The sequence below is a fragment of the Xenorhabdus ishibashii genome (assembly GCF_002632755.1).
Taxonomy (GTDB): domain Bacteria; phylum Pseudomonadota; class Gammaproteobacteria; order Enterobacterales; family Enterobacteriaceae; genus Xenorhabdus; species Xenorhabdus ishibashii.
The window spans coordinates 1151207-1163982 of record NZ_NJAK01000001.1 but is presented as its reverse complement, the minus strand read 5'-3'; the positions used below and the strand labels follow the sequence as shown (position 1 = coordinate 1163982).

The following is a 12776-nucleotide window of genomic DNA, read 5'->3' as shown; positions in this document are numbered from 1 at the left end:
GATATTCAACTATTTTTTACTGAGAAAATGAAACATTAACTGAATCTGGTAAATATTAATGAACAACCCGAATAAATTGACACAAACAGATATCAAAGCCTTACTATTATTTATTGCTTTTACTCTGCTGTATTTGTTACCAGGTGTTTATGGACATACCCCTTGGAAACAAGATGAAAATTACAGTTTTGGTATTATTCATACTATGTATGAAACAGGGAATTGGTTGGTAACAATGAATGCCGGTCAACCTTTTATGGAAAAGCCTCCCCTATATTATTGGACAGCTACTTCATTTATTCATCTGTTATCCCACTGGCTTCCGATACACGATGCAGCCAGAACAGCTTCTTTATTTTTTTCAGTGATCAATTTTTCCTTTTTTATTCTGTTGTCGCGTCGCATATTTGATGTCAAAAACTTTACAGACACTCGAATATGGATAGCTTTTGCTTTGTATGCCAGTGCACCTGGATTAGTTCGCCACAGCCACGATATGTTTACTGATACCTCACTGATAACAGGAACCACTATCGGGTTATATGGCTTACTGGGATTAATCAAAAACGAAAAAACAGCTTACTCTTGTTTATGGTTAATCATTGGTACGACGGTAACACTCTTATCAAAAGGGGTATTTATTCCGGGATTATTATGGATTTGCCTCGTTCTGGCTCCTATCTTCCTTAGACATTGTCGAACTAAACAATATTGGCTAAATGCTTTATTGTCAGGGATCATTGCACTGGTTTTAATCCTGCCGTGGCCGGTCATGTTATTTATTGAGCATCCTGATTTATTTAAAATCTGGCTTTGGGATAACAATATCGGTCGTTTTTTAGGGTTTTCTGTTGAAGATCTTGGGGCAAGAGGGAATTTGACCATGATCCCTGAGGCAGTGCTATTGTTTGCTTTGCCATCAGGGATATTGGCTTTTATTTTTATATTGATAAACCCAATTAAAGTTCTGTCGGATAAACATTATTTTCTGTGTGCAGCATTTGTTGTATTAGGCGTTATTCTATTACAAATATCTGCCTCTGGACGTGCATTATATTTACTGCCTTTTATTGCGCCAATGGCGATCCTGGCTACAGGGATTTTTATTAAAATACCGCAAATAATTTATAAATATTTATCTATATTCTCTTCCCTATTTTGGTCTGTTCTGGTTATATTTTTATGGGCTTGTTATTTTTTGTCACTTTCCACGGATTATCAGCATTGGTTAACGCCATTTAGCCGATGGTTGCCAATGAGTTATCAAATGCATTTTTCGGGATTTATTGTTGCTGCTGCTGCCTTGATCACTGCGATATGGATAGCTAAAAGTTGGCTCCTTTCTAAATCACCAGACTTGCGCGCTGCCCAAAATTGGGTTTTAGGTATTGCTACAGTTTGGGGATTAGTATTTACATTATTTGTTGGCTGGATTGATTACACCAAGGGATATAAAGAGGCGTTTCTTGACCTAAAGCAGAAGCTGACGGGAGTGTATAAAGAGAATGACTGTATGGCATCGTATTATATTGGGGAATCTGAAGCACCAATGCTTTATTATTTTACCCGTGTTTTGCATCAACAACAGAGTAAATTTGAAACTCCTGAAAAATGTGATTGGTTGATTGTATTATCCAAAGAAATAGAACCTGCCCCCGAAGGGATGACGTTATTTTGGCATGGACATAGGCCAAATCGCGATCGTGAGAATTTGGTTGTTTATAAGAAAGTGGAATTGGGTGACATAAAGAACAATGGATAATTTATGTTGGACTAGTGGCCGTTTAAGCGGCTACTTCATTGGCTTGTTTCCAGACGATTTCTTCCCAACGGGCGAATCTCATTTCACTGGAACGGACAAATGTTAATAAACCCGAATTCTGGATAAGAAATTGACGAGAAGCCGGTTCCAGGAGCAAAGTGTAGCGGTCAACTTGCCGGACAATTTGCTATCGAGAAGTGCTGGGCGCGGGATCTGTGGCACTTGAGTAATCGAATAGCCAGAAAACTGATTTCTCATACGTTGGGAATTTTTGTTAATTTTAAACAAGGTAAAAGTCAACGCGACTGGCTTTAACAAGCTAACGTTATAGGGTGTTAAAGTCGAGCATTTCGTAAAGTATATAGATGATTTACCTGAATTTATTGTTTTTTTTAAAATCGAACAAAGGTATATTTATGGATAATTTTAAATTAAATTTCCGAAGGTTAGTATGCATTTATTAGAGAGTAGATCTGATTATTTTGATATATCTTTCTCGAAAGCAGATTTTTCAGATTCAAATGTCGAAGATACGATCTTTGAAGCTTGTGAATTCAATCATTGTAATTTTTCTTCTGCAAAACTTTCCCGCTGTAAATTCAATAACTGTACTTTCAACCACTGTAATCTTGGTGTTATTGAGATTCCTGATACTCGATTCTATGAGATTTATTTCAATGAGTGCAAACTATCAGGTATAGATTGGACAAGGGCCATCTGGCCTAACTTCAATCTGGATTTCGAACTACATTTCACAAAATGCATTTTAACTAACTCTTCCTTCCTTGGGTTAAAATTACATAGCTTAAAGATGGAAGAATGTAGGTTAGTTGATGTTGACTTCAGAGAAAGTGATTTATCTAACTCTGTTCTAACAGGTTGCGATTTTTCGGGAAGTTTATTCAATAAGACAGTTTTACGTTCTGTCAACTTTACCTACTCATGGGGTTACAACATAGACATTTTAAATAACACTGTTGTTAAAGCAAAGTTCTCAAGATTGGAAGCTCTTTCACTTCTTGAGAGTTTAGGGATTGAACTAGTAGATTAGAGATATCTTGGTCGCGGTAGGAATAGCCGTTATAGTAAAATCATCATAACCTGACATATTCAATATGCTCCGTAAACAACTCATCAACCGAACATCTTTTTTGCCTCCTGATCGCTTTTGCTCCGCCCCATTTGTGTTCTATTGGATTCAAATCCGGACTATAAGCGGGAAGCCATTCCAGTTGACATCTGCTGTCTGCTATCGCTTGTGTCGTATCATTCCGTTTATGGAAAGATGCATTATCCATCACTATCACGGCGCCGTGTGGAAGCTTTGGCAGCAAATCTTGTGTCATCCACGCATAAAAAACATCGGCATTAATATTCTCGGTAAACAAGCTTAAGGTGACGAAGGTATTTTCGAGAATGGCACCAATGACATTGATACGGCCTTTTGCGTGCCAGTCATGCGAACCAAAACAGCGTAACCCTTTTTCCGAATAGCCATGTTGACGTGGCATCGACTGAGCAAAACCACTTTCATCCAAATACACAATCGGCCTGCCAGCCCGCTCATAGTCGCTGATGCGCTCGATAAATGCCAGACGAGCCTGAAGATCAGCACTCGTTTGTTCAAAAGTCAACGAATGCTTGTCTTTGTATGCCAATACTCTTTTTCGAAAATCTAAGCTGTAGCCCATCTCATTTTATGCCTTGTTATCTTAGGGTTAGATATTATGTCATATTGATATGATTTAGCTATAAAGGAGCAGCTATGTCATTTCAACTCACCACGAAAGTCGAGCATCGCGTGAATATAGGTGTTAGCTATTTCCTGAATGGTATTTATCAGGGATTTCACACCATTGAGCCTTGAGCCACTGAGTTGTTGTTCAAGGCCGAGGTTTTGGAATAGCTCGGTCAAAGGCGTTTGCACAATTTGTTCTGGTGTTTTGCCTTCTACGGCGGTCAGCAGAATGGCTAATAATCCTTTGACAATACGGCCTTCACTATCGCCATAAAAATGCAATCGGCCATCTGCAAATCGTTGATGCCCTAACCAAACACGATTTTCACAGCCGGATCTTTCGATATTTTGTTGTTTTAATTCACCAGCTAAAGGAGGCAGCTTTTTGGCCAGACCGATAAGCTGTCGATAACGATCTTCCCACAATTTACATTGCTGAAAGTTTTCAATAAGTTGCTGTTCTGTAATTTCTGTTCCGAATGGATGCGGAGCCAGAATGTTGTCTGAGAATTGTGTCATTGGCTATTTATCTTGCAATATATTCATCGTTTACTGATAGGACTGCATGACAGGACAATATCAATCATCCATCAGCAGCGCTAGCGCAAACTTTACGGCACTGATCAATCTATCCGCGTCTTGCTGGTTATTATAAGGCATGAACGAAGTGCGCAGACAGCCGCTGATCCCAAGAGTATCCAGCAATGGTTGGGCGCAGTGTTGGCCTGAACGCAGGGAAATATTTTGTTCTGCAATCAGTGTCGTTAAATCACTGTGGTGTATTCCGGCGATATTGAAAGCCAGCAAGCTGGAACCCGCGACACGGTAACTGATAAAACCCGCCAATGTGCTGAGTTGTTGTTCGGTGTAATCCGTCAGGGCAATCGCATGGGATTCTGCGAGCTGGATATCAATCGTTTTCAACCATTCCAGGGTTGCTGCGAAGCCGATCACGCCAACAACATTGGGTGTTCCCGCTTCAAAACGATAAGGTACTGCTTCCGGTGTGAAACCATCGAATGAGACTTGAGTCAGCATTTTGCCGCCGCCATGCCACGGTGACATCGCATTCAGCAATTCACTTTTACCATACAACACACCCAATCCATTTGGACCATACAGTTTATGGGCAGAAAAGGCATAAAAATCGATATCCAGTTGCTGTACATTGACAGGTGTGTGAACGATACCCTGAGCACCATCAACCAGAACACAGCAATCATATTGATGGGCGAGAGCAGTGACTTGTGCCAAATCTACTGCGGCACCAGTAACATTAGACATTTGGCTGATGGCAACTAAGCGGCTTTTTTCATTCAATAGTTCTGCCAGAGTATCGATTTCTGGTTGGCGCTGATTGCCAATCGTCCATTTAACGATTTTGGCGCCGGTTTGTTGCGCCAGAATCAACCACGGTAATAGGTTAGCGTGGTGTTCCTGTTCGCTGACAATGATCTCATCACCAGCGTTCAGACGAGGGCGAAAGTAACTTTGGGCAACCAGATTGATAGACTCAGTGGTTCCTTTTGTCCAGATGATATCTTCAGATAATGGTGCATTAATTAATTCCGCTACCAGTGAACGAGTTTGCTCATAACGAGCAGTCATGGCTTGCGCAGTGGCATGTTGGCTGCGGTGTACTGTTGCGCTGTGGTTCTGGTAATAGTGCTCGGTTGCCTCAATCATACATGCTGGTTTCAGTGCTGTGGCTGCACTGTCCAGAAATGTGGTGGATTGTTGCAGGGCAGGGAATTGCTGGCGGAATTTTTCTGAGTCAAAGGTTTTCATAAACGGCGCTAATTTAATCGTTGTGTGATAAAGAATAAGTTTTTCTTTAACTAAGAGAAGAGGAATTCTACAGGAGAAAGTTGGGAAAAAAAGCACCGCAATTGCGGTGCAATAAAAAATCACTATGGACAGACAGGGTAAATGTACAGGAAGTGAAAAAAAACAGTAGCTTATGCTACAAAGCCTGGTTTCCCAGACAACTTGCAAACACAACATCACAACCACAAAGCCAAAAGCTTCAATGTATCGCTACAGAGAGACTTTTCGTTCCGGCTTAGGAAGTGCGCACACTATAGGGATTTGCTGGTATATCATCAATGGACAAATTATAATGCTTCGGATTATAAAAACTAATAACTGAATGAAAAGAGTTACCGGTATCGTCACCACTACATAAGAAATGAACATGTCTAAACGTTTACCTCCACTCAATGCGTTACGCGTTTTTGATGCTGCGGCCCGTCATTTAAGTTTTACTAAAGCGGCAGAAGAATTATTTGTGACTCAGGCCGCTGTTAGTCATCAAATGAAAAGTCTGGAAGATTTTCTGGGATTAAAGCTTTTTCGTCGCCGTAACCGCTCGATATTGTTGACGGAAGATGGCCAGAGTTACTATCTCGATATTAAGGAAATTTTTACCGCCATCAATGACGCGACCCGCAAACTTCAAGCCCGTAGTGCCAAGGGAGCGTTAACGGTGAGTTTATCCCCCAGTTTTGCGATCCAGTGGTTAGTGCCTCGGCTGTCAGGTTTCAATCAGAGTTTTCCGGGGATTGATGTTCGCATTCAGGCAATAGATCGGGAAGAAGATAAACTGGCTGATGATGTCGATATCGCTATTTTTTATGGCAGAGGCAACTGGCCGGGGTTGCGAACCGATCGCCTTTATCCTGAATATTTACTACCTGTCTGTTCTCCTGCGTTACTGACGGGAGATCGCCCATTGAGAACTCCTGAAGATCTCGCTAATCATACTTTGTTGCATGATTCATCCAGACGGGATTGGCAAGCCTATGTTCGCCAGCTTGATATGCAGCAACAAATTAATGTCCAGCAGGGACCAATATTCAGCCACAGTGCGATGGTGATCCAGGCGGCTGTACATGGTCAAGGTGTTGCGTTAGCTAATAATGTTATGGCACAAAATGAAATTGATGCGGGGCGTCTTGTCTGTCCATTTAATGATGTTTTGGTCAGCAAGAATGCATTTTATTTGGTTTGCCACGATAATCAGGCAGAATTGGGCAAGATCGCGGCTTTCCGCAAATGGATACTAACCCAAGCTGCGGTTGAGCAAGAAAGGTTAGGATTTATTACCCAACACACTTAATAGTTATACCTAATAGCTGACAAACAGAAACAGGAGCTGTGTGATGAACAGTCGAGCCATGCTTATTTTTGTTGGGATCAGTGGTTTTTTCTACGTGGCATTGGGCGCGATGGGAGCACATATGTTGGCACCTATCCTGACACCACGTCAGATGGAATGGATCCATACCGGCCTGCAATACCAAGGGCTGCATACCCTCGCAATGATGGTTCTGGCAGTTTTGTTGATGCGCCAGCCTGTAGTACCGTTTGGCTGGAGTGGGATTTTTTTCACGGCGGGAATTGTGCTGTTTAGCGGCAGCCTTTATTGTCTGGCCTTTTTACCGCTAAAATTTCTGGTTTATTTGACACCAATCGGTGGGTTCAGTTTTCTCATTGGTTGGTTATGTGTATTAATTGGCGCTCTGCGTCTAAGGAAATCGGCGCTTAGCCATGAATAAAGTTGCTTTATATTGCCGCCCAGGTTTTGAAAAAGAGTGTGCGGCAGAGATTACCGATAAGGCGGGTAAAAAAGAAATTTACGGTTTCGCCCGCGTGAAAGAGAACAGTGGATATGTACTGTTTGAGTGTTATCAGCCAGATGATGCGGATCGCCTGATCCGTGAAATACCGTTTGGGGAGTTGATTTTTGCTCGTCAAATGTTAGTTGTGGGCGAATTGCTAAAAGATTTGCCACAGGAAGATCGCATTACCCCGATTGTTGGCATGTTGTTCGGCGTGATTGAGAGGGCGGGTGATCTGCGTGTCGAAGTGCCGGATACCAATGAAAGCAAAGAGTTAATGAAATTTTGCCGTAAGTTTACGGTGCCATTGCGTAATGCGATGCGTCAGGAAAAACTGTTGCTGGCAAAGGAAAATAACAGCCGCCCAGTGATTCATGTCTTTTTTATCGCTCCGGGCTGTTGTTATGTCGGGTATTCCTACAGCAATAATAACTCTCGTTTTTATATGGGTATTCCTCGCCTGAAATTCCCCTCTGATGCACCGAGCCGTTCAACGCTGAAACTGGAAGAAGCCTTTCATATATTCATTCCTTATGACGAATGGGAAGAGCGTTTGGGTAGCGGCCTGCATGCCGTGGATCTCGGTGCTTGTCCGGGAGGATGGACTTACCAGCTTGTAAAACGCAGCATGATGGTTCATTCGGTAGATAATGGCCCGATGGCTGATAGCTTGATGGAAACAGGTCAAGTAAAACATCATCGTGTGGATGGCTTTAAGTTTGAGCCGCCAGTGAAAAACATTTATTGGCTGGTTTGTGATATGGTTGAAAAACCTGCCAAAGTGGCCCAATTGATGACGGATTGGCTGGTAAAAAGCTGGTGCCGTGAGGCGATCTTCAATCTTAAGTTGCCGATGAAAAAGCGTTATGAGGAAGTCGCTCATCTATTGCAGAAAATAGAACAGCAATTGCGAGAAAATGGTGTGAATGCGCAGATTCAGGCGAAACACCTGTATCACGATCGTGAAGAGATTACCGTACACGTTCGTCGTATTTGGTCCCTGTATGCAACTGATCGGGATTATTGATACAATCCTTTATCGTTAAATATGCTGCCTTGTTGGCAGCACTATTTATCGTTTTATCGTCTTATTTCATTTATATCCTTATTTTATTTATCTTCCTCTCCAATTTAATTTTTATCACACCGTTTAATGCAATTATTTCAGTTAATGCTATCCCGAATACAATATCGTTGCTCTGATATGGAATTAATTTCAGGTTGTGTAAAAAACAATCCAATTTTAAAAGGGTGGGTAAAAAAACAGGTAAAGAGATAATTCTCTCTTAGGATCAATTTTCAGCAGATAAAAATGACTTTATTTATAACTAAATAATGTTATTTTTTTATTATCAAAAAATTTAATTAGATGGTTAATAATTAATTGCATAAATTAAATTTATTCAGTATGTATTCTAAAAAAGTATATTGATTATTTTTACACAGACAATAACTAACGCTATTTTATGCTGGAGTTTTATTTCTAAGAGAACCTTAGAAAGAATTTAAAACTATTACTCCCGTTATTATAAAAATTTCGGGTTTTAAAATGGCTGTCTTGTTTTTACAGGAGATTTATAATGACCTCAAAGAAAAAAGATACTTATTCGGGGTTATCTGATTCCCACTCTGTTCAGGATGTTAACTCGCTGCTCAAAGCCTACGTACCAAATTCGGATCCCCATATTCGTGTTGCGCATAAGGTATTAGGTGATGAAGCGCCTGATGAGCTTTTGCGTGGCCATTATAAGTGGTCCAATAAATATATTGACTCTTCTGGCACCCTGGAATTGTCATATCATTTCCTAGAGTCGGCACCTTATGTTATGCCGTATTTTGATATTTCTGGTTTTAGTGCGTTTAATGAAGAACAAAAAGAAGCGGCAAAACTTTCTTTACAATCCTGGTCTGATGTTGCCAATATTAAATTTACCGAGGTGAATAAAGAAAGTAAGGCAAATATCACTTTTGGCTTCTTTGATCATAGCGATAACGATGATTATGCATTTGCAAACCTGCCACAGGGATATAAAACAGCTTATACCTGGTATCATGCTAAAGACGATACTTTTGTAGACAATGACATCGGTGTGAATGGTTATGCCCGTCAGACTTTCACTCATGAAATTGGACATACATTAGGGCTGGAACATCCTGCCGATTATGATGCTTCTGATAAAATACGTCCAAGTTATATCAGATCAGCGGAATATTTCGAAGATTCCCGTGCTTACACCGTGATGAGTTACTTTGGTGAAAAATTTACGGGTCAAGATTTCAAATATCACTTTTCATCAGCACCTCTGCTGAATGATATTTCTGCCATTCAGGAGCTGTATGGAGCGAATATGGAAACCCGTAGTGGGGATACCATATACGGTTTCAATTCCAATACTGACCGCGACTTTATGACAGCAACCGATGCGAACAGCAAACTGGTATTTAGTGTCTGGGATGCGGGTGGTGAAGATACCTTTGATTTCTCCGGCTTTACTCAAAATCAGCGTATCAATCTCAATAAAGGCGCTTTTTCAGATGTGGGTGGTTTGAAAGGCAACGTTTCTATTGCCCGTGGTGTTGTTATTGAGAACGCGATTGGCGGCAGCGGCGACGATATTCTGGTGGGTAACAGCGCAGATAACATCCTGAAAGGCGGCGCAGGCAATGACATTATTTATGGCGGTCTGGGCGGTGATCATCTGTGGGGTGGTGAAGGTAACGATACCTTTGTTTACCTGGATGGCAAAGAATCGCTGCAAGACAATCCAGACTGGATCCACGATTTCGTCTCTGGTGAAGATAAGATCGATTTGTCTGAATTCAATTTCGGTGGTACTGGCGATATCAAATTTGTGGATTCGTTCTCAGGTAAAGCGGGCGAAGTGCTGTTCACTTATGATGAAGTGACCGAGGTAACTGATTTGGAAATCAGCCTTGGTGGTGATTTGGCGGGCAACGATTTTCTGGTGAAAGTGGTCGGTCAACCGTTAACTGAAGCAGATTTCATCGTCTAATTGATGTCATCACATTAATAGAATATTGCCGTGTTCCCCTCAGGATACGGCAATATTATGGACATGATGGAAAGGTGGAAATGGTGGATTTCTTGCTTTGTGGCTGTCGGTTTTATAGATCGAAATTGCTCTTATCGATAATTTTCTCTCTTTTTTTGGCAGGAGGATGTATGGCGAGTAGTTTGAGGCTTCCAACCGCAGGTGAGTTGAAAGGATTATGGCAACTCTCCGATGGAAATAAGCTGTGCAGTATTGAATTGACCGATGTCCGTTTACCCGAAGGCTCAATTTGGGCTTTAAAAGGTAATGCGTGTGTGACTGAGTTGATTGGGCAGCCTGTTGAAGGATGGTATCCATCTCCAGATGGCATCACATTGACTGATGATGATGGCAATAGTGTGGCTTTTTTTAGTCATGAGTCAGAACAGTGGATTGCTTACTTTGTTGATGGCAGGGAACTGGTCATGACATTCTCCCCATTTTCAGCGTATTGCCAGTGAACGATCAGCCGCTATCACGGTGTTGACCAAAATTATACGTATGGCCTTGCAGTCGTTGATCCTTGGCTTAGGTGGCTGGTTGGCAATTATCAATATTTTTATTGAAAATGATTTCTATTATCATTAGCATTCCCTCAGGGTGAGATGAGATTTCTTTAACTTTCAATAAGGAAACAGTTATGCCAGTTTTTCCATTTCAATTTACGCCATCTGGGCCTATGTCACCTATAACAACTAAGCCTTGGTCACCGACATCGATACCATCTGGACCTATGTCACCAATACCATCTGGACACTCATATGGATTTATTGGAGCCTACGACGTCATGCGTGGAATGTCTCCAGGCACATATCATAACAGAACTGACGCCGACTTATTGCCATACCGTAGTGGTATAACAATAAAAATAGCTCCATCAGGGACGAAATATACGAATGAAGCAGGTAAAGTTAGCGAATCTCGTTTTGGACATGCATGGGTTGAATTTCAGGGAGAATCTATCGGATGGGGTCTAGGTGTTGACAAAAGAGTCGGAGGAGTTGATAACCTAACATTTAGAGACTCTACGGCATACGATGCATCAAAGGTTGTCAGTGTCACATATCCATTATATTCAGAGAATGTTGTTGGTAATATAGAGAGATACATTTCTGAATTGAAAAATGGTAATTTTGATAATAACTGGGCGAAATCTTCAGGTTTCAAAAAAAATTATAATCTCCTTACCAATAATTGTATAGATTTTGTAAACTCTATTTTAGCAGTCACAGAGGTAGATAATGATGTACATTATTTAGATTATATTCAACCATTACAAGGATTAACTCCAGATGGGATAATACATCTTTTAGATTTAGATTTAAATCAAGTGAAAGAGATTATTGAACAACACATTAATGAATTTGAAAACAAAGAAACCCCACTTGTTATTGATCTCACTGGTGGTGGTATTACGACTATAGCAGAAAACGGTAACCTCTTTTTTGATCACGATAATAACGGAATTATTGAAAGCTCAGGATGGATAGAGTCAAACAGTGCATTTTTAGTATGGGATAAAAACAGAGATGGGAAAATAAACAATGGAAATGAACTGTTTGGGAATAACTCGATCTTAAAAAATGGCACCAAAGCAGATCATGGATTCGCGGCATTAGCCGATCTCGATGATAATAATGATGGTATTTTTGATCAAAATGATAGCCTGTGGAACTCATTAGAGTTATGGATTGATGCTAATCGTGATGCGATAACTGACAGCGGAGAGTTACATAAATTAAGTGAATCAGGGATTTCTTCTATCAATCTTGTGCATAAGGAAAATGGATTCAAAGATATTAACGGTAACGTCCATGAATTGGAAAGCACCGTGAACTGGGATAATGGAAATGTGACTAAGATAGTTGATGTGTATTTTGCAGTGGATAAAAATAAGATAATTGAATCAGTTACCTCTCACATTGACATAGTAGGAGTAAATGATACTTTTAGCGAGGCTATATTATGATTGGTTTATTTTTTAAAAATAAAAAGAATTTCATTTATTCCATATTATTTTTATCTTTTATGGCGCAGAGTTCAAACATGATCAAGCATAACATTCCATCGGCTATATTTAATTATCCGGATGATTTTTTATCAGCATTACCTATCCCAATGCCTAAAAATGAAAGTGAATATTTTGAGTTGGTAAATAAAGCAAATGCTGGAGATCCCGAAGCAAATTGGATGCTTGCCGTAATACAAAACACTGTAGGTAATCATCAGGAAGCCAGTGAAAGATATCTTTTATCTATTTCCAGAAATGATAAATATAAGCTAGAGTCTATGGTTAATTTAGGATTTATTCTTGAAGAAGAAAATAAATTCGCTGAAGCACGTGCTCTTTTTGAACAGGCTGGAGAAAGTGGCTATTTTGAAGGTTACAACGCTATTGGGACTAATTATTTGAATGGAACAGGCGTAAAACAAAACTTTAATAAAGCGAAGATGTATTATAAGAAAGCAAGTCAAATTGGGTGTAATGAATGCACGTATCTTATTAACAATTGGAATGATGTCGTTAAATTAAAAAAATCAGGAAAATAAATTTCGACATGAAATAAATAGCGTAATTTGATTTCATGAAAATCATCTAAAAA

The 12776-nt window shown here is 40.2% G+C and carries 12 protein-coding genes and 1 pseudogene; 10 read left to right on the top strand and 3 right to left on the bottom strand.

Annotated elements, in window-relative coordinates; all coding sequences use genetic code 11:
* The first annotated feature begins 58 nt into the window (after window positions 1–58).
* The 3 genes and pseudogenes from Xish_RS05435 (at window position 59) to Xish_RS05425 (ending at window position 2813) form a co-directional block, all read left to right on the top strand.
* Window positions 59–1762, top strand: coding sequence for an ArnT family glycosyltransferase (locus Xish_RS05435; protein WP_099117037.1), 1704 nt, complete (start codon window positions 59–61; stop codon window positions 1760–1762).
* A 165-nt stretch (window positions 1763–1927) separates the two neighbouring features.
* Window positions 1928–2077 (top strand): annotated as a pseudogene (locus tag Xish_RS19320) (IS982 family transposase); the annotation flags it as partial.
* Between the two features lie 136 nt (window positions 2078–2213).
* Window positions 2214–2813 (top strand): pentapeptide repeat-containing protein, encoded by a 600-nt coding sequence (locus tag Xish_RS05425; protein ID WP_099117036.1) that lies wholly within the window; start codon window positions 2214–2216, stop codon window positions 2811–2813.
* Window positions 2814–2856: 43 nt separating this feature from the next.
* On the opposite strand, the gene Xish_RS05420 is transcribed toward Xish_RS05425, so the two are convergent.
* From Xish_RS05420 to csdA, 3 genes are all read right to left on the bottom strand, one after another.
* A complete protein-coding gene (locus Xish_RS05420) occupies window positions 2857–3453 on the bottom strand; it encodes an IS630 family transposase (RefSeq protein WP_244185936.1) in 597 nt (198 codons plus the stop codon).
* 77 nt (window positions 3454–3530) lie between these two features.
* Entirely contained in the window at window positions 3531–4019 is a 489-nt protein-coding gene (gene csdE, locus Xish_RS05415) for a cysteine desulfurase sulfur acceptor subunit CsdE (protein ID WP_099117035.1), read from the bottom strand.
* A gap of 60 nt (window positions 4020–4079) precedes the next feature.
* On the bottom strand, window positions 4080–5288 hold the full coding sequence (csdA, locus tag Xish_RS05410) for a cysteine desulfurase CsdA (RefSeq protein ID WP_099118680.1): 1209 nt from the start codon (window positions 5286–5288) through the stop codon (window positions 4080–4082).
* A 406-nt stretch (window positions 5289–5694) separates the two neighbouring features.
* Between csdA and Xish_RS05405 the strand changes: the two genes are divergently transcribed.
* The 7 genes from Xish_RS05405 to Xish_RS05375 all read left to right on the top strand — a co-directional run bounded on the left by Xish_RS05405 (window position 5695) and on the right by Xish_RS05375 (window position 12723).
* Window positions 5695–6618 (top strand): transcriptional regulator GcvA, encoded by a 924-nt coding sequence (locus Xish_RS05405; protein ID WP_099117034.1) that lies wholly within the window; start codon window positions 5695–5697, stop codon window positions 6616–6618.
* A 43-nt stretch (window positions 6619–6661) separates the two neighbouring features.
* Window positions 6662–7057 (top strand): DUF423 domain-containing protein, encoded by a 396-nt coding sequence (locus Xish_RS05400; RefSeq protein WP_099117033.1) that lies wholly within the window; start codon window positions 6662–6664, stop codon window positions 7055–7057.
* Window positions 7050–8147 (top strand): 23S rRNA (cytidine(2498)-2'-O)-methyltransferase RlmM, encoded by a 1098-nt coding sequence (gene rlmM / locus Xish_RS05395; RefSeq protein ID WP_099117032.1) that lies wholly within the window; start codon window positions 7050–7052, stop codon window positions 8145–8147. The genes Xish_RS05400 and rlmM overlap by 8 nt, the downstream gene beginning before the upstream one ends.
* Window positions 8148–8700: 553 nt before the next feature.
* Window positions 8701–10134 carry a serralysin family metalloprotease gene (locus tag Xish_RS05390; protein ID WP_099117031.1) on the top strand — a complete coding sequence of 478 codons (1434 nt, stop codon included), beginning with the start codon at window positions 8701–8703 and terminating at the stop codon, window positions 10132–10134.
* Window positions 10135–10304: 170 nt separating this feature from the next.
* Window positions 10305–10634 (top strand): AprI/Inh family metalloprotease inhibitor, encoded by a 330-nt coding sequence (locus Xish_RS05385; protein ID WP_099117030.1) that lies wholly within the window; start codon window positions 10305–10307, stop codon window positions 10632–10634.
* A 179-nt stretch (window positions 10635–10813) separates the two neighbouring features.
* Window positions 10814–12142, top strand: a complete 1329-nt coding sequence (locus Xish_RS05380; RefSeq protein WP_099117029.1) for a hypothetical protein — start codon at window positions 10814–10816, stop codon at window positions 12140–12142.
* Window positions 12139–12723 (top strand): tetratricopeptide repeat protein, encoded by a 585-nt coding sequence (locus Xish_RS05375; protein ID WP_099117028.1) that lies wholly within the window; start codon window positions 12139–12141, stop codon window positions 12721–12723. The genes Xish_RS05380 and Xish_RS05375 overlap by 4 nt, the downstream gene beginning before the upstream one ends.
* Window positions 12724–12776 lie beyond the last annotated feature (53 nt).